The sequence below is a fragment of the Glutamicibacter sp. Je.9.36 genome, assembly GCF_051129975.1.
Classification (GTDB): domain Bacteria; phylum Actinomycetota; class Actinomycetes; order Actinomycetales; family Micrococcaceae; genus Glutamicibacter.
The window spans coordinates 749,030-769,356 of record NZ_JBCPSN010000002.1 but is presented as its reverse complement, the minus strand read 5'-3'; the positions used below and the strand labels follow the sequence as shown (position 1 = coordinate 769,356).

Sequence of the window (20,327 nt, the reverse complement as noted above, 5' to 3'; positions counted from 1 at the left end):
GCCACCGCTCAAGTGTAAAGTCCTTATTGCCATGATTGAACTGTCTCTGACCGACCTGCTGGAAATCACCGGCGGAAAAGCGACTGCTACAGCCGCCTCCGACACGGTGATCACTTCCGTGACCACTGACTCGCGCGAAGTCGTCCCGGGTGCCTTATTCGTCGCCAAGCCCGGAGAATTCTCCGACGGGCACGCCTTTATCCACCGTGCACGCGCCGCCGGCGCAGTGCTGGCCCTAGCCGAACGCGTTACCCACGATGAAGACCGCAGGGAACACCCGGCGATCATCATTGAAGACGCGGTAGAAGCGATGGGCAAAATTGCCGCGCACATCGTTGCCCTTCTCAAGGAAAAGAACGACGCCAAGGTCGTGGGAATCACCGGTTCGGCCGGCAAGACCACCACCAAGGACCTGCTCGCCGGTATTCTGTCGCAAGTGGCGCCGACCGTGTCGCCAATCGGCTCATACAATGGCGAAGTCGGCGTCCCGCTGACGGTTTTCAGCGCCACCGAAGAGACCAAGTACTTTGTCATCGAGATGGGGGCCACCGGCATTGGCCACCTGACGTACCTGACAGATATGGTGCACCCGCAGGTCGGTGTCGTGTTGTGCGTCGGAACCGCCCACGCCGGCGAATTCGGCGGGGTGGAGAACATCGAGAAAGCCAAGGGCGAACTTGTTGAAGCCCTGCCAGCCGATGGCACGGCCATCTTGAATGCTGAAGACCCCCGCGTGGCACGCATGGACTCGCGTTCCGGGGGAGCCGTGCGCTTCTTCGGCACCGGAAAGAACAAGCCGGAAAACGCTGGGGTCTGGGCCACCGACGTTGTTGTGAATTCCCACGGGCAGCCAGAACTCACTCTTGAATTCCCTGGCGGCTACAGCAAGCGCATCACCTCGGGCCTCCTGGGACGCCATCACGTCTCGAATATCCTCGCCGCGGCCAACGCTGCACTGGCCCTGGATATCGCCCCGGAAGTGATCGCCGCAGGCCTGGAAGGCCGCGCTGCCGGCAGCCGCTGGCGCATGGAGCGCATCGAGCGCGCCGACGGCGTGAGCATCATCAACGACGCGTACAACGCGAACCCTGAATCAATGCGCGCTGCGCTGGTGACCCTGGCCGAATTGGGCCTGGGCGCCGACGGCGCACCGGGCCGACGCACCTGGGCAGTCCTGGGCGAAATGCTGGAACTGGGCGATGACAGCATCCACCAGCATGACCTGCTGGGCCGCATGGCAGTTCGCATGAACATCAAGAAACTTGTAGTGGTAGGCCGTGGCGCAAAGCCCGCCTACAACTCCGCTGTGCTCGAAGGCAGCTGGGGCGACGAGGCCTTCTACGTCGAAGACGTAGATGAAGCTCGCGCGCTGCTGCAAGAGCAGCTTCAGCCAGGCGACATCGCCTTGTTCAAGTCCTCTAACGGGGCCGGTCTACGCTTCCTCGGCGACGACATTGCAGCATTCGCGAAGGAAGGCGACAACGCATGATCGCATTGATCCTGGGGGCCGGCATTGCCCTCGTGCTGACCATGGTGGCCATGCCGCTGTACATCCGCCTGCTCACCAAGAAGCAATACGGCCAGGTCGTGCGCGACGATGGGCCGAACTCGCACGCCATCAAGTCCGGCACCCCGACCATGGGCGGAGTGGTCTTCGTCCTGGCCGTGTTCGTGGCGTACTTCGCCACCCATGGCATCCTTTCGCTCATGGGACGCACTTCTTCGGGAATTACCGCCAGCGGAATGCTGGTCCTGATGCTCTTCGGCGGCATGGGACTGGTCGGCTTCCTCGATGACTTCATCAAGATCTTCAAGAAGCGCTCATTGGGCTTGCGCGCCTGGCAGAAGATTGTCCTGCAGGCATTCTTCGGCATCAGCTTCGCCGTGCTGGCCTTGCAGTTCCCCAATGACCAGGGCCTGACTCCGGGCTCTACCGCGATCTCCTTCCTGCGCGACACCAACATCGACCTGGCGTTCGCAGGCCCGATGCTGGGCATGATCCTGTTCGTGCTCTGGGCGAACTTCATCGTTACCGGTGCTACCAACGGCGTGAACCTGACCGATGGCCTGGACGGACTGGCTACCGGTGCCTCGATCATGGTCTTCGGCGCCTACACCCTGATGGGCATCTGGCAGCAGAACCAGGCCTGCAGCAACATGGACTCGCTGGACGTCTGCTACTCGGTACGCGACCCGCAGGACCTGGCCCTGCTGGGGGCCACCCTCTCCGGTGCGCTGATCGCCTTCCTCTGGTTCAACGCCAAGCCGGCGAAGATCTTCATGGGCGACACCGGATCGCTGGCCATCGGCGGCGCCGTGGCTGCCTTCGCGATCCTCTCGCGCACCCAGCTGCTGCTGGTGGTAATCGCCGGCCTGTTCGTGATCATCTCCCTGTCGGTGATCATCCAGGTGGGCTACTTCAAGCTCTCGGGCGGCAAGCGCGTGTTCAAGATGGCGCCGCTGCAGCACCACTTCGAGCTTTCGGGCTGGTCCGAAGAAAACGTTGTTATCCGATTCTGGATCCTTGCCGGCCTGTTCGTGGCCGCGGGCCTGGGTCTCTTCTACTCTGAATGGGTTGTCGCACTGTGAGCGTAGACGCTGGCAAATCACTTGACTCGCTAACCAGCTGGGATGCTGATTGGAAAGGCCTGCGCGTAGTCGTCGCTGGATTGGGACTCTCCGGATTCTCTGCGGCCGACACCCTCATCGAGCTGGGTGCCATCGTCACCGTCATCGACGGCCGCGATGACCAGCTGAACCAGCAACGTGCCGAGACGCTGAAGATCGTCGGGGCCCATGAGGTGCTGCTGGGCGACGGGAACGTCCAGGCCCTGCCGTTGGTCGATGGCAAGCCGGCCCAGCTGGTCATGGTTTCCCCAGGCTGGAATCCCCGTAATCCGGTCATCGCAGAGGCCGAGTCCAAGGGCATCGAGATCTGGAGCGATATCGAGCTGGCTTGGCGCGTGCAGAACCGTGCCGGCCACACAGCACCACAGTGGCTGGCGATTACCGGCACCAACGGCAAGACCACCACGGTGGGCATGACCGAGGCGATCCTGCGCGCCGATGGGCTGAAGGCCATCGCGGTCGGCAACGTCGGCACCCCGATCCTGGATGCCGTACGCGAACCGGTGGACTACGACGTATTCGCCGTCGAGCTCTCCAGCTTCCAGCTGCACTACACGCATAGCATTTCTCCGCTTGCCTCGGTGGTCTTGAACCTGGCCGAAGACCACGTGGACTGGCATGGCGGCTTCGGCAACTACAAGGCCGCCAAGGCCAAGATCTACGAACGCACCCAGGTAGCTGCGATCTTCAACGCCGCCGATGAGCGCACCATCACCATGGTGGAAAACGCGGAAGTCATCGAAGGCTGCCGTGCTATCGGCTTCACCACCGATACCCCAGCAGTATCGATGGTGGGTGTTGTCGAAGGCCTGCTGGTGGACCGCGCCTTCATCGAAGAGCGCAAGACCAGTGCCGTGGAATTGATCGCCCTGAAGGACATCGGCGAGATTGTTCCGCGCCACACCGCCGCGAACGCGGCTGCCGCCGCGGCGTTGACCCGCGCGTACGGAGTGAATGCAGAAGCTGTCGCTGCGGGTTTGGCGAACTTCGACTCCGGCGATCACCGGATCCAGGCCGTCGCCCGCAAGAACGACATCCTGTGGATCAATGATTCCAAGGCCACTAACCCGCATGCTGCCGATGCTTCGTTGGCCGCTTTCACCCGTGTGGTCTGGATTGCCGGTGGCTTGTCCAAGGGCGTGGAATACGGCGACTTGATCGCCAAGCACGCACAGCGCCTGGCCAAGGTCTTGCTCATCGGCACCGACACCGCTGGTTTGCGCCAAGCACTCGCTGCCCACGCGCCAGAGGTTGAAGTCATCGACATCACCGGAGCAGCGCAGGGCAGTGATGGTTCGGTTCCAAGCGGCGCCCAGGTCATGACGCGTGCGGTCTCCAAGGCTGCCGAGGTAGCCGAGGCAGGGGATACCGTGCTCATGGCTCCCGCCGCGGCCTCGATGGACCAATTCAGTTCCTACGCCCAGCGTGGCAACGCATTTATCTCTGCCGTCAGTGATCTGATGGATAAAACTGGCGAAGACCAGTAATCGAAAGCTGACCGAATAAACGACACCGAGGCAGGAGGCACCGATGGCAATGAAAATGAACAAGAAGCCAGCAGGTTCCAAAGCTGAATTTCCTTGGTACGTGAGATTCGGCAGGATGCTCGGAACCGTAGAGAACTCCAGCGGCCGCATGGCCTCCACCGATTACTGGCTGGTGCTCGTGGGCTCCATCGTGCTGGCCGTTTTCGGTGTAGTCATGGTCCAGTCATCGGCGTCGGTTGAAGCGATCGCCAAGGGCAGGGACGGTTTCACCGTAGCGCTGTCCCAGGGTGGTTTTGCCGCGTTGGGTATTGTCTGCATGCTGGTCATGCAGCGGATCAAGCCGGAAACGCTGAAGCGGCTGGCCTGGCCTTCCGTTATTGCTGCAGTGGCCCTGTTGTTCCTCGTGGCGTTCACGCCATTGGGCCATACGGTGCTCGGTAACCGAAACTGGATCCGCATCGGCGGCTTCGGCCTGCAGCCCAGCGAGTTCGCCAAGCTGGCGCTGGCAGTTTTTGCGGCGTTCATGCTGGAGAAGAAGCAGCATCTGCTGCACGACATCAGGCATTTGGTCGTCCCCGTGGTTGCCCCGGTGGGGGTCTTCATTGTTGGCCTCATCGTGGTGGGCAAGGACGTAGGCACGGCGCTGGTCTTGCTGATGATCGTCGCCTCGGCGATGTTCTTGGGCGGCATCCGGATGAAGTGGCTTGCGGCGTTTTCGGTGGTCGGCGTCCTGGGCCTGTCCGTGGCGATCTTCGCTTCCTCCAACCGCCGCCAGCGCATCCTGGCTTGGATGGATACCGATTGCGGCCCGAGCAGCGACCTTTGCTACCAGGCCAGCATGGGCCTGCACGCCTTCGCCTCCGGCGGCTGGTTCGGAGTGGGCGCAGGCCAGTCCCGCATGAAGTGGTCCTATGTGCCTGAGGCGCAGAACGACTTCATCTTCTCCATCCTGGGTGAAGAATTCGGCCTGATCGGCGTGCTGTTCGTACTGGTCATGTTCATCTTGCTGGCCTTGGCGATGTATCGCATTGCGGCACGCGCCAACGACCTGTACACGAAGGTGCTCATGGGTTGCCTGATGTCCTGGGTCATCGGCCAGACTTTCGTGAACCTGGGTACCGTCACCAGCGTACTTCCCGTGATCGGTGTTCCGCTGCCATTCATTTCCTCCGGAGGCTCGGCGATGCTCGCCATCATGCTGGCAATGGGCTATGTGCTCTCCTCGGCCCGGGCGCAAAAACTTGAATTCGAAGCAACGCTGGACAAGAAGCCGGCAAAGAGCAAGAAAACCAAATAGTGCGCCGCAAGCGGCCGCTATCAGAAGCAGAGGTCCATCACTGAATCTGCGGTGGACGTTGATCCTGCCCCTTGGCAGGACGAAGGAGTACAGCAACAGATGAGCGAAGCACTTCGTCTAGTCGTCGCCGGCGGCGGAACTGCCGGCCATATCTCGCCCATGCTGGCCATAGCTGATGCCGTGAAGGCCGAGCATCCCGAAGCAATGGTCACAGCACTGGGTTCTCCCGGCGGCCTGGAAACCAAGCTGGTACCGGAAGCCGGCTACCCGCTCGAACTCATCCCCAAGGCCCCGATGCCACGCAGCATCAACGTGGATCTGCTCAAGTTCCCTTTCCGTTTCGTCAAGGCCATCAACAACGCCAAGAACGTTCTGCGCGCCACCAAGGCCGAGGCTGTCCTGGGCGTTGGCGGTTATGTCTGCACCCCGGCATATCTTGCCGCGAAGCAGCTGAAGCTGCCGATCTTCGTGCATGAGGCCAACTCCGTTGCCGGCATGGCCAACAAGCTCGGGGCAAAGAACGCGGCATTCGTCGGAACCACTTTCGCCAACACCGGGCTGCCCGGCGAGATGCAGGTGGGCATGCCGATGCGCTCCAACGTTGCCACCATGGACAAAGCCGCGCTGCGGGGCGAAGCACGCGGGTACTTCGGTATCACCGGCGAAAAGCCAGTTCTGCTGGTCACCGGCGGATCCTCCGGAGCGCAGAGCATCAATACGGCCATCGAGCAGTCCCTGGACGAGCTGAACGCAGCTGGCATCCACACGATCCACATCACCGGACGCGGAAAGCAGATTCTGGACGCCTCGGGCAATCTGCTCTCCCATGAAGGCTACAGCCAGACCGAATACGTGGACCGCATGGACTACGCCTACGCCGTCGCGGACTTGATGGTCTGCCGCTCCGGCGCGGGCACCGTCTGCGAACTGGCCGTAGCTGGCACGGCCTCGGTACTGGTTCCGCTGCCCATCGGCAACGGCGAGCAAAAGCTCAACGCCCGTGAACTGGTCGCTGCCGGGGGAGCCGTCCTGGTTTCCGACGCGGAGTTCACAAAGTCCTATATCACCGAGAATGTCATCAATCTGCTGACCGATCAGCATAAAATTGAAAAGATGTCTCAAGCCGCTGCCTCTTTGGGGCAGCGCGACGCCGCGCAGATCATGGCGCGACGGATTATTGATGAAGTTTCAACCCGCCGCCGTGCGGGTCAGGAAGGCTAGAACCATGGCACTGCGAGCCGACGAACTGAACGCCGATCTGGGCAAGGTACACCTGATGGGTGTAGGCGGGGTTGGCGTATCAGCGGTTGCACGGCTGATGCTCGACTACGGCCTGGCCGTCTCCGGCACCGATGCCAAGGATCTCCCGGTGCTCGATGGCTTGCGTGAGCGCGGCGCGCGCATCCACGTAGGCTACGACGCAGCGAACCTCGGCGACGCCGACACCGTGGTGATCTCCTCGATCATCAAGGCCGGAAACCCGGAATACGACGAAGCGCTGCGCCGCGGACTGCGCATCTTGCACCGCTCCGAAGGCCTGGAAGCAACCATGCGCGGCCACGAGAAGATCGTGGCCATCGCCGGTACTCACGGCAAGACCACCACCACTTCGCTGACCGCCCATATGCTCAAGACCATTGGCGCGCGTCCGAGCTTCGCCGTGGGAGCGAATATTCCAAGCCTGGGCACCAACGCCGAGCTCGGGTCCGGATCCTACTTCGTGGCGGAAGCGGACGAATCCGACGCTTCCTTCCTCAACTACCGGCCGGATGCCATCATCGTGACCAACGTCGAAGCCGACCACCTGGATCATTACGGTACCGCTGAAGCAGTGCACCAGGCCTTCGTGGACTTCGCCCGGCTATTGCCGGCAGACGGCTTGCTGATCTGCTGTGCAGATGATGAGGGTTCCAACGACCTGGCGCACAAGATGCGCGCAGAGCGTCCGGAAATCCGCGTGCAGACCTACGGCTTCAGCGATCACGCCGACCGCCGCCTTTCCGATGCCCGCGCCACCGAAGACGGCCGCTTCACCGCAACCATCGAATGGGGCAGCGGACAAAGCCGCATCCTGGATCTTGCAGTGCCAGGCCAGCACAACCTGCTTAATGCTGCCGCCGCATTGTCTGTCGGCATTGATGCAGGTGTAGACGTTGACGAAGCGCTGCAGGCGCTCTCCAGTTTCTCCGGGGCAGCTCGCCGATTCGAATTCAAGGGTGAAGCCGCAGAGGTCCGTGTCTACGACGACTACGCGCACCACCCTACAGAGGTGCAGGCAGCACTGACCGCCGGACGTACGGTGGCCGGCACCGGCCGGCTGCACATTGTCTTCCAGCCGCACCTGTTCAGCCGTACCCAAGAGTTCTTCCGCCAATTCGCCCAGGCCTTGTCCCTGGCCGATTCGGTGGCCGTGCTGGATATCTACCCGGCACGTGAAGAACCTATCGATGGCGTGGACAGCGAACTGATTGCATCGCGCATCGAGGTTCCTGCCCAGGTACTTTCTCCGGCAGCTGCCGTAGCGCACGTGGTCGAGCAGTCCGAGCCTGGCGATGTCATCATGACCATTGGCGCCGGCGATGTCACAGCGCTAGGTCCAGACATCGTCAAGTCGCTGAGCTGACGAGTTCCGTCCCGAGTCCGAGGCCACCGCAGTTGGTCCACTTCCGTCTACCAAGGTGATCCATGGGTGAAGCAGCAAAAGTCGTCGAACTTCCGGAGAGCCCGGAGAAAAAACGGCGCAAGATCCTGATTATTCTCGCGGCGTGCATCGTCGTGCTCAGCCTCGCTGCGGTGCTGATCTTGAGCTTCTCACCGGTGATCGCTGCCAAGAAGATTGAAGTAACCGGCACCAAACTGGTCAATTCCGAGAAGCTGGGGAAGTCCCTGGAACCGCTGAAGGGCGTTCCGCTGCCGCGGATCTCTGAATCGAGGGTCCAGGAGCTGATCGGCGAGCAGCCGGCCATCGACGAAATCGTGGTCAAGGCCCAGATGCCCAACACCTTGGTCGTTGAGGTTATCGAAGCTGTTCCGGTGGCTATCTTGCTGGAGGGCAAGAAGCAGTACCTGGTCTCCGAGACCGGCAAGAAGCTTCGCGCCGTCGGCAAGAATGACAAGGACAAGTTGCCCAAGATCAAGGCCACTGACGTAACTGCTGATCCGGAGCAGTTCAAGCTGCTGACCGGAATCTTGAGCACCGTTGACAAGAAAGTGCTCAAGGAAGTCTCAACGGCATCCCTGTCCAAGGCAGGGTTTGCCGAACTGGCGTTGCCGAAGAACCGCACTTTGATTTGGGGAGACGCCAAGAAAGCGGCCCTGAAAAATGAAGTGGCGACGATCTTCTTGAAAGAGCTTGAGAAAAAGCACGCGGCCAAGACGACCATCGACGTCACCAACCCAGAAAATCCCGTGGTCTATTAAGTCGCGGTGCTCTGGGCGCGGGAAGACCAATAAGCCAAGAAATTCTGGAAAGATAGTTTTGAATAAGCGACACGCCTAGGCGGTCGTTGCAGAAAGACCACACGACTCATAGCGTTTCTAATAACGACAGCTTGACAGAATCTTAACCTTAAGGCTAAAGGTGAAGGTCTTTAGCTGGAGTCGTGAAATATGTAGCACATCTAACAAGGGAAGCGGGACGTGGCAGCTCCACAGAATTACCTCGCGGTCATTAAAGTCGTCGGAATCGGCGGTGGCGGTGTAAACGCAGTCAATCGAATGATCGAAGTCGGTCTCAAGGGCGTAGAGTTCATCGCCATTAACACCGATGCCCAGGCTCTGCTTATGAGTGATGCCGACGTCAAACTGGACGTAGGACGCGAACTGACTCGTGGCCTGGGCGCTGGCGCCAACCCTGATGTGGGACGCCAGGCAGCGGAAGATCATGTAGAAGAAATCGAAGACGTCCTGCGTGGCGCGGACATGGTCTTCGTGACCGCTGGCGAAGGCGGCGGTACTGGTACCGGCGGCGCGCCGGTCGTGGCCCGCATTGCCCGCTCGCTTGGCGCGCTGACCATCGGCGTGGTCACCCGTCCATTCACCTTCGAGGGTCGCCGCCGCGCTAACTCCGCCGAGTCGGGCATCGAAGCCCTGCGCGACGAAGTGGATACCCTCATTGTGATCCCGAACGATCGACTGCTGTCGATCTCGGATCGCAACGTATCGGTACTCGATGCATTCCGCCAGGCAGACCAGGTTCTGCTTTCCGGTGTGCAGGGCATTACCGACCTGATCACCACCTCGGGCCTGATCAACCTCGACTTCGCCGACGTGAAGTCCGTTATGCAGGGCGCAGGCTCGGCATTGATGGGCATCGGTTCGGCGCGGGGCGAAGACCGTGCAGTGAAGGCAGCGGAGCTGGCTATTGCCTCGCCACTGCTCGAAGCTTCTATCGATGGCGCCCACGGCGTCCTGCTCTCCATTCAGGGCGGCTCCGACCTCGGCTTGTTCGAAATCAACGAAGCTGCACGCCTCGTGCAGGAAGTTGCCCACCCGGAAGCCAACATCATCTTCGGTGCCGTCATTGACGACGCCTTGGGCGACGAAGCACGTGTCACCGTGATTGCAGCCGGCTTCGACGAGCCAGATGTCACCAGCAAGCCAATGGCACCGGTCGCAGCAAAGCCAGCTGTCTCCGCGCGCCCGGCTGAGCAAGTGCCAGCGAGCATTCCAGAAACACCAGCACCTGCTGCAACCGAAGCTGCGAAGCCAGCCCAGGTTGCTCATGAGAAGCCGGCTGCCGCAGAGCAGACCAGCTCCTTCCAGGACCTTCCAGACGTTGTCGACTCGGACCTGAACGGTTCGAACGACGACCTGGATGTCCCGGACTTCCTGAAGTAAAAACAGCAAGAAGCTGAGCAGTGCTACATTTCGCGTCGAACCTCGATCCGAGCATCCAACTGGCATTCACATCGCAGGCTGAGGGAAACCTCGCCCTGCACGTGAATGACGATCCCCGCCTTGTGGCGGAGAATCGAGCCAAATTGGAGGACTTGATCGGGGTTCGACGCTTCTCTCTTAACTTCATGAACCAGGTGCACTCCGCCGATGTATATGAGGTCACGCCGGTGCGGCGCACCTCGTGGCTAGAGCCGGCAGCGCCAACCTGCGATGGATTGCTGGATCCAACTGGCACCCAGCCCTTGGCAGTGATGGTCGCCGACTGCCTTCCGGTGCTCTTTGTCGGAAGAAACACGCGCAATGGGCAAACCCTGAGTGCAGCAACCCACTCCGGCCGGCGCGGGCTGCTCGACGGGATCCTGGCAAAAACGGTCGAGGGCCTGAAGGCTCATGGTGCCGACACTGTGGAAGCCGTGATCGGCCCTTCGATCTGCGGCCGATGCTATGAAGTTCCAGAAAGCATGGCCCGGGAATCCGAAGAGTTGCGCACCGGGATTCGCACCACGACTCGCTGGGGGACCCATGGGCTGGACCTTCCGGCCTCAGCCGAACAAGAACTGCGCGGCCTCGGGGTGGACGTCCGGCAATCCGGTGTCTGCACCTTGGAAGACGAAAGCTACTATTCCTACCGGCGTTCAAGCCGTGCAGGACGACTTGCCGGACTCATCTGGACCGCCGCGCAGGCGTGCGCGACACACCGCCAAGAATTGATCGAATGAACGATGCCTGCATTATTTTGTGCGGTAGCGTCGAAGTAGCGGAAGCGTGCAATGGGGTTGCATGCATGGGATAAACGAGGAGAAACATCGTGGCTGACGGACTGCGTAAGGCAATGGTATATCTCGGCTTGGCGGACGCCGTCGAGCAGGAAGAGACCCAGACACAACACGCTGAGCCCAAAACCCAGGTTCGGGTAGTTGAGGACACAGCTCCAAAGCGACCTGCCGAAGCCCCACGCCCACAGCCTGTTGCAAGGCAGGCTGCGCCGCAAACTCAAGCTAGAGAACCAGAGACGGAATACCGTGCTCCGGTCACCCCTATTAAGCGTGCCCCTTCAGTACGGGATGAGGATTCCGAATTGCGTCAGATTACTACCGTCCACCCTCGTTCTTATAACGATGCCAAGATCATCGGTGAGAACTTCCGTGACGGCATCCCGGTGATTATGAATGTCACCGACATGGGTGAAACCGATGCCAAGCGCCTCGTCGACTTCTCGGCAGGTCTTGTTTTCGCCCTGCACGGCTCCATTGAGCGAGTCACGAACAAAGTCTTCTTGCTCTCGCCAGCGACCGTTGAGGTCCTCGGTGAAGATCGCAAGCAGTCCGAAGCGCAAGCAACCTTCTTTAATCAGAGCTAAGACACCAGGAGCAAAAGCACAAAATGGTGTTCGGGATCATCTATCTCGCGTTAGCCATCCTCCAGATTCTGCTCTTGATGAGAATTGTGTTGGATGTAACGGAAAGCTTTGCTCGCCACTGGCGACCCAAAGGCATCGCATTGATTGTCGCAAGTGCAATCGTGTCGATTACTGATCCTCCGCTGCGCTGGTTGCGCCGGAAGATCAAACCCCTGGATCTCGGCGGAATCCGCCTTGACCTGTCGTTTCTTGTGTTGTTCATCGTCGTAATCATTCTTAAAGCGGTGGTAGCCAACCTGGGCCTCAGGACAGGGATCTGATTAGGGCATTTCCGTGCTTCACGGGGATTGTCCTGAGCAGTCAAAAGCTGTAGATTCAAATAATAAGAGACTCGCGCGTAAGCTCGATTTCGTAATAATTGTCCAAATCGTTATATCCTTTAGGAAATGGTGCTCCGACTTCACCGGTCGCGACACTGACAAAAACGGTAAGTGTTTCGCAAGGCAAGACAATGGTCGTGCGGAAATGATCCCAGTATTGAGGTGACCCAATGGCTCTGACGCCAGAAGACGTAGTCAATAAGCGGTTTCAGCCGACCAAGTTCCGTGAAGGCTACGACCAAGACGAGGTAGATGACTTCCTCGACGAAATCGTTGTGGAGCTGCGTCGCCTAACCGGTGAGAACGAGGCTCTGCGCAGCCGCCTTGCCGAACTTGGCGAAGATGCGGGTTCGGTATCGAAGGAGCAGGCTGTTCCTGCACCTGTTTCGGCCGCTCCAGTTACTCCTGCTGCTCCAGCTGCTAAGCCAGCTGAAGAGAAGAAGGCAGAAGCTAAGCCTGCAGAGCCAGCGAAGGCAGAAACCCCAGCTGCCAAGCCAGCTGAGGAAAAGAAGGCAGAAGCTAAGCCAGCTGCCGCTGAGAAGGCACCTGCAGCTCCGGCCGCAGCAGCAGCGCCAGCTGCAACTCCTCGCTCCGAATCCGCAGAGTCGGCAGCCAACGTGCTGTCCATGGCTCAGCGTCTGCACGACGAGTACGTCGCTGCCGGTGTCGAGCAGCGCGACAAGATCATCTCCGAAGCGAAGACCGAAGCTAACACCTTGGTCACCACCGCTGAAGAGAAGAGCCGCAAGACCTTGTCGGCCTTGGAGCAGCAGAAGTCGGTTCTGGAGCGCAAGCTCGAGCAGCTGCGTGGCTTCGAACGCGATTACCGTGCTCGCCTGAAGACCTACATCGAAGGACAGCTGCGCGACCTTGAGTCCCAGGGTTCGATCGATGCTGGTGCGGCAGGCAAGACTAGCTAGTCGCTGACAGTTCATAACTTGATCTAGCTATCAAGTAAGATCAACGGTGGTGAACGGATACATTCCGATCACCACCGTTGACGTTTAAGAGGAAATAATGGGTACCACTGTGGACGCAGTTCAATCCGGAAACGCGGGCGCGAAGGCGAAGAAATACGTTGGCCTTGGCCTCGTGATCGCTCTGATCGCGCTGGTACTGGACCAAACCGTCAAAATTGCCGTTGAACAGAACATGCGGCTTGGCCAATCAATTGAAGTGATTCCCGGATTCTTCAACATCCACTACATCCTGAACCCTGGTGCCGCCTTCTCCATCGGCGAAGACTTCACCATAGTCTTCGCGATCCTGCAATCGGCAGTGGCGATCTACGTCATTTACCTGTTTTTCCGCAAGGTGCTGTCCAGGAGCTGGGCCATAGCCCTGGGCTGCCTGCTCGGCGGTGTCCTGGGCAATGTCGTGGACCGGCTGTTCCGCGAACCGGGCTCCGGCTTCGGCCATGTGGTGGACATGTTTTCCGTCACCCACTTCGCCATCTTCAACGTCGCCGACTCCTTCATCGTCTGTTCCATGATTGCCGTCGCGTACATGCTCATCCGCGGGCGCAACCTCGATGGCAGCATTGGCGATCCTCCAAAGAAAGACAAGTCCAACAAGGACGAAGCAGAACCAAACGCATGATCTCGAACGAAACCACCATTCACGAACTGCTGGTTGACCCAGCCGATGCCGGCGCACGCCTTGACGCTTATATCTCCCGGTCCCTGCAGATCCCGCGCACCTTGGCTTCGAGCCTTTGCAAGGATTCGCAGATCCAGGTCAACGGGCGAACCATTGCCAAATCTCTGAAGATCAAGGCGGGGGACCAGCTGGTAGTCACCATCCCGCCGCAGGCAGACCCATTAGAAATTAAGGTTGAGAAAGTGGAAGAGCTGAAGATTATCGCGGACGACGATGACTATGTGGTCATCGACAAGCCCGTGGGTGTCGCAGCCCATCCATCCCCGGGGTGGGTGGGCCCGACAGTTGTCGGCGCACTCATGGCCGAGGGCTACAACATCACCACTTCCGGTGCCGCCGAACGCCAAGGCATAGTGCACCGCTTGGACGTGGGCACCAGCGGCCTGATGGTCGTGGCGAAAACCGAACGCGCCTACACCGAACTGAAGCGCGCCTTCAAGGAACGCACCCCCAAGAAGATCTACCATGCGGTGGTGCAGGGCCTGCCTGACCCGCTGGAAGGCACCATCGACGCGCCGATCGGGCGCCACCCGGGCCACGACTGGAAGTTCGCTGTCCTGGATGGCGGGCGGGACTCGGTCACCCACTACAAGGTGATCGAGGCCTTCGGACGCGCCTCGCTGGTCGAGGTGCAACTGGAAACCGGGCGCACCCACCAGATCCGCGTCCACTTCTCAGCCTTCGGTCACCCTTGTGCCGGAGACCAGACCTACGGGGCGGATCCCAAGCTGGGTGCCGCTCTGGGCCTGACCCGGCAGTGGCTGCATGCAAAACGTCTTGGATTCTCCCATCCGGTCTCCGGCCAGTGGATGGAATACGAAAGCGAATATCCTGCGGATCTGGCAGGCGCCGTCGAGCTGCTGCGCGAAGGCGGATACTGAGTTCCAAGGTGCTGTTGGCCACTGGCCGGCAGCACCTTGTGTCGTGCTAGCCACAGCACCGCGCCGGGGTGGGCCCAAGTCCGGGTTTGATCGCTAGACTGGTTGGGTGAGTGCTACACGTGACGGATTTGTCCATCTTCATACCCACACCGAATACTCCATGCTGGACGGTGCGGCGCGCCTAGGCGAACTCTTCGCCGAAGCCAACCGGCAGGGCATGGAAGCCATGGCGATTACCGACCATGGCTACCTGTTCGGTGCCTTCGATTTCTGGCGCCAAGCCACCGGAGCTGGCGTTAAGCCGATCATCGGCGTAGAAGCCTATGTCACCCCGGGCACCGCGCGCGACGACAAGACCCGCGTGAAATGGCGTACCGACGAATCGCAAAAGGGCGATGACGTTTCCGGTGGCGGCCTCTACAACCACATGACCCTGCTCTCGTACAACAACAAGGGCATGGACAACCTTTTCAAGGGTTCGTCCCGCGCCTCGCTGGACTCCGTGTTCGGCAAATACCCGCGCTGGGACCGCGAGCTGCTCAACGAGCACCGCGAAGGCCTCATTGCCACGACCGGTTGCCCTTCGGGTGAAGTCCAGACCAAGCTTCGCCTGGGCCAGTACGATGCGGCGAAGGCGGCCGCAGCTGAACTGCAGGACTTGTTCGGCAAGGAAAACTACTTCTGCGAGATCATGGACCACGGTCTGGAGATCGAACGCCGCATCACCAAGGACCTGCTGCGCCTGGCCAAGGAACTGGGCATTCCGCTGGTGGCTACCAACGACCTGCACTACACCCATGAATCCGATGCCAAGGCCCACGAGGCGCTGCTGGCCATCAACTCCGGCTCCACGCTTGACGAGCCCACCTATGACCAGGGCGGCAGCCGCTTCGCCTTCTCCGGCACCGGCTACTACCTGAAATCGGCGCGCGAAATGCGCGATTTGTTCAAGGAATTTCCCGAAGCCTGCGACAACACCCTGGCGATCGCCGACCGGGTCGAGGTCTCTTTCGACACGAACGCCAACTACATGCCGAAATTCCCTTGCCCGCCGGGGGAGGACGAAACCAGCTGGCTGATCAAGGAAGTCGACAAGGGACTGCACTACCGTTACCCGAACGGCATCCCAGAAGCTTCGCGCAAGCAGGCAGACTACGAGCTGGACGTCATCATCAAGATGGGTTTCCCGGGATACTTCCTGGTCGTGGCCGACTTCATCAACTGGTCCAAGGACCACGGCATCCGTGTTGGCCCAGGGCGTGGTTCGGGTGCAGGCTCCATGGTCGCCTACGCCATGCGCATCACCGACCTCGATCCGCTGGTGCACGGCCTGATCTTCGAGCGTTTCCTGAACCCGGAACGTGTTTCCATGCCCGACTTCGATGTCGACTTCGATGATCGCCGCCGTTCCGAGGTCATCAAGTACGTGACCGAGAAGTACGGTGATGAGCGCGTATCGATGATCGTGACCTACGGTTCAATCAAGACCAAGCAGGCGCTGAAGGACTCATCGCGCGTGCTCGGCTACCCGTTCAGCATGGGCGAGACCTTGACCAAGGCGCTGCCGCCGGCGGTGATGGCTAAGGACATCCCGCTGAACGACATCGAGAACCCGCAATCCAAGCGCTATTCGGAGGCGGGGGACTTCCGCAACCTGGTGGCCAATGACCCGGAGGCGGCCCGAGTCTTCGAGACGGCCAAGGGCCTGGAGGGCCTGAAGCGCCAGTGGGGCGTGCACGCCGCCGGCGTGATCATGAGCTCGGACCCGATCATCGACGTCATCCCCATCATGCGGCGCATCCAGGATGGACAGGTCATCACCCAGTTCGACTACCCGACCTGTGAAGGCCTGGGACTGATCAAGATGGACTTCCTGGGGTTGCGCAACCTCACCATCATTTCCGATGCCCTGGAGAACATCGAGTACAACACCGGCACCAAAATCGACCTCGAGACCCTGAGTATCGAGGACCCCGAGGCCTACAACCTGCTGGCCCGCGGCGACACCCTGGGCGTGTTCCAGCTCGATGGCGGTCCCATGCGTTCGCTGCTGAAGATGATGCGCCCCGACAACTTCGAAGACATCTCCGCAGTGATCGCGCTGTACCGTCCGGGCCCGATGGGCGCCAACTCCCACACCAACTACGCCCTGCGCAAGACCGGGTTGCAGGAAGTCACCCCAATCCACCCGGAGCTCGCTGAACCGCTGGCAGAGATCCTCGGTGGCACCTACGGCCTGATCGTGTATCAGGAGCAGGTTATGGCTATTGCGCAGAAGCTGGCCGGCTACTCGCTGGGCCAGGCCGATATCTTGCGCCGTGCCATGGGCAAGAAGAAGAAGTCGGAACTGGATAAGCAGTTCGCCGGCTTCAAGCAGGGCATGAACGACAACGGCTACTCGGACGCCGCCGTGCAGACCCTGTGGGACATCTTGCTGCCATTCTCCGACTACGCGTTCAACAAGGCCCACTCGGCCGCGTACGGCGTGGTCTCCTACTGGACCGCCTACCTCAAGGCGCACTACCCGGCCGAATACATGGCCGCGCTGCTGACCTCGGTGGGCGATGACAAGGACAAGCTGGCACTGTACCTGAACGAATGCCGCCACATCGGCATCACCGTGCTGCCGCCGGATGTCAACGAATCGGCGTTGAACTTCACCCCAGTGGGCAAGGATATCCGCTTCGGCATGGGCGCCATCCGCAACGTCGGCACCAATGCGGTGGCCGGCATGGTCGAGGCCCGCACGGAGAAGGGCAACTACAACGACTTCAACGATTTCCTGGGCAAGGTCCCGGCCGTGGTCTGCAACAAGCGAACCATTGAATCGCTGATCAAGGCCGGTGCCTTCGACTCCATGAAGCATCCACGCCGGGCGCTGGTGGCCATCCACGAAGAGGCCGTGGATTCGGTGATCCAGGTCAAGCGCAACGAGGCGGCCAACCAGTTCGACCTGTTCAGCGCCCTGGGCTCGGATGAGTCCTCGGAGTCGATGCACGTGGCGATCCCCGACATGCCCGATTGGGACAAGAAGGAAAAACTGGCCTACGAGCGTGACATGCTCGGCCTGTACGTTTCCGACCACCCGCTGCAGGGCCTGGGCTCGGCCCTGGACCAGTACGCTGACATGCCGGTCACGCACGTGCTCTCGGATGACGGCCCGCAGGACGGCCACATCATTTCCATCGCCGGCATGATTTCCGGTCTGCAGCGGCGCATCGCCAAGAAGAGCGGCAACCCGTATGCGCGCTGCGAGATCGAAGACCTCTCCGGTTCGATGGAGGTCATGTTCTTCGGCCAGGCCTACCAGCCGATCGCCGAGATCCTGGCCGATGACCTGATCGTGGTCATCAAGGGGCGCGTGCAGCGCCGCGATGACGGCTCGATCACCCTGAACGCGCAGGAAATGATGATCCCGGAAATTTCCGAGGATGCCAACGGGGGACCGGTAGTCATCGGGATTCCGACACACAAGGCCACCGAAACCCTGGTGCAGAAGCTGGGCGATGTGCTGCGCACGCACAGCGGCAATACCGAGGTGCGGGTGAAGCTCACCGGCAGCCGCGGCACCTCGCTGCTGCGCCTGGGCATGAACTTCAGGGTGAACCCCAATCCTGCCCTGTTCGGCGATTTGAAGGTGCTGTTGGGCCCGCACTGCCTGGACGTCTAGGGAAACGGATCACGGCTTGGATGACCGGGGAAGGTAACTAATGAACCTTCCCCGGTCATCGGCGTTAAACTAGGTAGGTGAGCACTCTTCCAGAAACCGAATTCTCAGCACTCGCCACCCTTGATTGGCGCAACGAATCCCTGGGCTACGCACAGCTGAAAGCCAAGCTGCCGCGCCCGGAGGTGAACTCCCAGACCGCTGCCGAAACCGTGCAGCAGATCATCGATGATGTCCGCGCCCATGGCATGGAAACACTCAAGGACCTGGCCCAGCGCTTTGACCACGTTGAGCTGGAACATACCCGTGTGCCGCAGCATGAGCTGGACCGCGCCCTGGAAGAACTGGACCCGCAGGTCCGCCTGGCGTTGGAAGAATCCATTGACCGCGCCCGCGTATTCGCCAAGGCCCAGCGCCCCGACGACGCCGAAGTCCGCTACGCTACCGGGGCAACTGTCACCCAGCGTTGGGTTCCGGTGCGCCGCGTCGGCCTGTACGTGCCAGGTGGCCTGGCCGTCTACCCTTCCTCGGTCATCATGAACGCCGTACCTGCCCAGGCAGCCGGCGTCAGCTCGCTAGCCCTGGCCAGCCCGCCGCAGAAGGAATTCGCCGGACTGCCGCACCCCACCATCCTGGCTGCCGCCAAACTGCTGGGCATCGACGAGGTGCACGCCATGGGCGGTGCCCAGGCTGTTGCCGCGTTCGCCTACGGGGTGGACATGCCGAACGATGAGCGTGGCGGGATCGAGCCGGTTGACGTGATCTCCGGTCCAGGCAACGTGTTCGTGGCAACCGCCAAGCGCTTGGTCAAGGGCGTGGTAGGCATCGACGCTGAAGCTGGTCCCACGGAAATCGCGATTCTTGCCGACAAGGGAGCTAACCCGGGCTTCGTCGCTGCCGATATGATTTCGCAGGCAGAACACGACGCCAACGCCGCGGCCGTGCTGATTACCGATTCACCTGAACTGGCTGCTGGCGTGCGCAAGGAACTCATGGTGCAGGTTGCCGCCACCAAGCACTCCGCCCGTGTGACAGAGGCACTGTCAGGATCCCAATCGGCGGTCATCTTGGTCAAGGACCTGGAGCAGGGGATCGAGGTGTGCAACGCCTACGCCGCCGAGCACCTGGAAATCATGGTGGCCGAGGCGGAATCCACCGCGGCCCGCATCACCGCCGCTGGCGCCGTGTTTGTCGGCGCCTATGCCCCGGTTTCGCTGGGCGACTACTGCGCAGGATCCAACCACGTGCTGCCGACCAGTGGCACCGCGCTGCATGCCTCGGGGCTGAACGTGAATACCTTCTTGAAAGCCATCCAGGTGATCAACTACGACAAGGCCGCGCTGGGCGAAGTGGCCGCTCACGTGATTAATCTTGCCAATGCCGAGGACCTGCCAGCCCATGGTGACGCGGTCGCGGTGCGAAACGCGCAATAGACGCTAAACTGTTAGGTGACATGAGTTGATTCTTGCCACCATGGGTGAACCGAGAATGCTTCTTAGGCTACAGATGGAGGTGCCGTGAACTGCCCGTATTGCCGCAATGCGGATTCCCGAGTGGTCGATAGTCGAGTTGCCGACGACGGCGTCTCGATCCGCCGCCGACGCCAGTGCACGGCTTGTTCGCGCCGTTTCACCACCACCGAGACTGCCAGCCTCAACGTGCTCAAGCAGTCCGGTGCCGTAGAACCGTTCTCGCGCAACAAGGTCATTAACGGTGTCCGCAAGGCCTGCCAGGGCCGCCCGGTCACCGATCACGATCTTGCCGTCCTGGCCCAGGAAGTCGAAGAGGCGGTCCGGACCTCCGGGGCTGCTGAAATCCCTGCCCACCAGGTGGGCTTGGCCATCTTGGAGCCATTGTCGCGCCTCGACGAGGTCGCTTACCTGCGCTTTGCCAGTGTCTACCACAACTTCCAGTCGCTGACTGATTTCGAGACCGCCATTGCCCGGCTGCGCGATCGCCGTGGCAAGGTTCCGCAGGGAAACCAGCGTCCGCTCTCGGCCGACTAGCAGTTTTCGCATAGAGCAAACGCCAGTGCCCCAGACCTTTCGAGGTCGCGGGCACTGGCGTTT

At 60.7% G+C, this 20,327-nt stretch carries 17 protein-coding genes; all 17 read left to right on the top strand.

What is annotated here, in order from left to right:
- Positions 1-31 precede the first annotated feature (31 nt).
- Positions 32-1,489 carry a UDP-N-acetylmuramoyl-tripeptide--D-alanyl-D-alanine ligase gene (locus AAZQ98_RS08055; protein ID WP_434691217.1) on the top strand — a complete coding sequence of 486 codons (1,458 nt, stop codon included), beginning with the start codon at positions 32-34 and terminating at the stop codon, positions 1,487-1,489.
- Positions 1,486-2,589 carry a phospho-N-acetylmuramoyl-pentapeptide-transferase gene (gene mraY / locus AAZQ98_RS08050; RefSeq protein WP_105656803.1) on the top strand — a complete coding sequence of 368 codons (1,104 nt, stop codon included), beginning with the start codon at positions 1,486-1,488 and terminating at the stop codon, positions 2,587-2,589. Before AAZQ98_RS08055 ends, mraY begins: the two co-directional genes overlap by 4 nt.
- Positions 2,571-4,115: a UDP-N-acetylmuramoyl-L-alanine--D-glutamate ligase gene (gene murD / locus AAZQ98_RS08045; RefSeq protein WP_434691213.1), complete on the top strand. Its 1,545-nt coding sequence runs from the start codon at positions 2,571-2,573 to the stop codon at positions 4,113-4,115. Before mraY ends, murD begins: the two co-directional genes overlap by 19 nt.
- Positions 4,116-4,158: 43 nt before the next feature.
- Complete coding sequence (gene ftsW / locus AAZQ98_RS08040) at positions 4,159-5,412, top strand: putative lipid II flippase FtsW (protein WP_434691210.1); 1,254 nt, start codon at positions 4,159-4,161, stop codon at positions 5,410-5,412.
- A gap of 99 nt (positions 5,413-5,511) precedes the next feature.
- Positions 5,512-6,633, top strand: a complete 1,122-nt coding sequence (murG, locus tag AAZQ98_RS08035; protein ID WP_434691207.1) for an undecaprenyldiphospho-muramoylpentapeptide beta-N-acetylglucosaminyltransferase — start codon at positions 5,512-5,514, stop codon at positions 6,631-6,633.
- A 4-nt stretch (positions 6,634-6,637) separates the two neighbouring features.
- Positions 6,638-8,035, top strand: coding sequence for a UDP-N-acetylmuramate--L-alanine ligase (murC, locus tag AAZQ98_RS08030; protein ID WP_434691204.1), 1,398 nt, complete (start codon positions 6,638-6,640; stop codon positions 8,033-8,035).
- A 62-nt stretch (positions 8,036-8,097) separates the two neighbouring features.
- The gene (locus tag AAZQ98_RS08025; protein ID WP_434691201.1) at positions 8,098-8,832 is read left to right on the top strand and encodes a cell division protein FtsQ/DivIB; all 735 of its coding nucleotides are present in this window, start codon (positions 8,098-8,100) and stop codon (positions 8,830-8,832) included.
- A 219-nt stretch (positions 8,833-9,051) separates the two neighbouring features.
- Positions 9,052-10,251 (top strand): cell division protein FtsZ, encoded by a 1,200-nt coding sequence (gene ftsZ, locus AAZQ98_RS08020; protein WP_434691200.1) that lies wholly within the window; start codon positions 9,052-9,054, stop codon positions 10,249-10,251.
- Between the two features lie 20 nt (positions 10,252-10,271).
- Positions 10,272-11,030, top strand: a complete 759-nt coding sequence (locus AAZQ98_RS08015) for a polyphenol oxidase family protein (protein ID WP_434691197.1) — start codon at positions 10,272-10,274, stop codon at positions 11,028-11,030.
- A gap of 89 nt (positions 11,031-11,119) precedes the next feature.
- On the top strand, positions 11,120-11,671 hold the full coding sequence (locus AAZQ98_RS08010) for a cell division protein SepF (RefSeq protein WP_105656795.1): 552 nt from the start codon (positions 11,120-11,122) through the stop codon (positions 11,669-11,671).
- A 23-nt stretch (positions 11,672-11,694) separates the two neighbouring features.
- Positions 11,695-11,991 carry a YggT family protein gene (locus tag AAZQ98_RS08005; protein ID WP_105656794.1) on the top strand — a complete coding sequence of 99 codons (297 nt, stop codon included), beginning with the start codon at positions 11,695-11,697 and terminating at the stop codon, positions 11,989-11,991.
- Between the two features lie 230 nt (positions 11,992-12,221).
- Entirely contained in the window at positions 12,222-12,971 is a 750-nt protein-coding gene (locus tag AAZQ98_RS08000; protein WP_105656793.1) for a DivIVA domain-containing protein, read from the top strand.
- A 97-nt stretch (positions 12,972-13,068) separates the two neighbouring features.
- Positions 13,069-13,650, top strand: a complete 582-nt coding sequence (lspA, locus tag AAZQ98_RS07995) for a signal peptidase II (RefSeq protein ID WP_434691193.1) — start codon at positions 13,069-13,071, stop codon at positions 13,648-13,650.
- Positions 13,647-14,591 carry an RluA family pseudouridine synthase gene (locus AAZQ98_RS07990; RefSeq protein ID WP_105656791.1) on the top strand — a complete coding sequence of 315 codons (945 nt, stop codon included), beginning with the start codon at positions 13,647-13,649 and terminating at the stop codon, positions 14,589-14,591. The genes lspA and AAZQ98_RS07990 overlap by 4 nt, the downstream gene beginning before the upstream one ends.
- Positions 14,592-14,697: 106 nt before the next feature.
- Positions 14,698-18,261, top strand: a complete 3,564-nt coding sequence (gene dnaE, locus AAZQ98_RS07985; RefSeq protein WP_434691189.1) for a DNA polymerase III subunit alpha — start codon at positions 14,698-14,700, stop codon at positions 18,259-18,261.
- Positions 18,262-18,338: 77 nt separating this feature from the next.
- On the top strand, positions 18,339-19,691 hold the full coding sequence (gene hisD / locus AAZQ98_RS07980; RefSeq protein WP_434691186.1) for a histidinol dehydrogenase: 1,353 nt from the start codon (positions 18,339-18,341) through the stop codon (positions 19,689-19,691).
- 84 nt (positions 19,692-19,775) lie between these two features.
- Positions 19,776-20,264, top strand: coding sequence for a transcriptional regulator NrdR (nrdR, locus tag AAZQ98_RS07975; protein ID WP_105656788.1), 489 nt, complete (start codon positions 19,776-19,778; stop codon positions 20,262-20,264).
- Positions 20,265-20,327 lie beyond the last annotated feature (63 nt).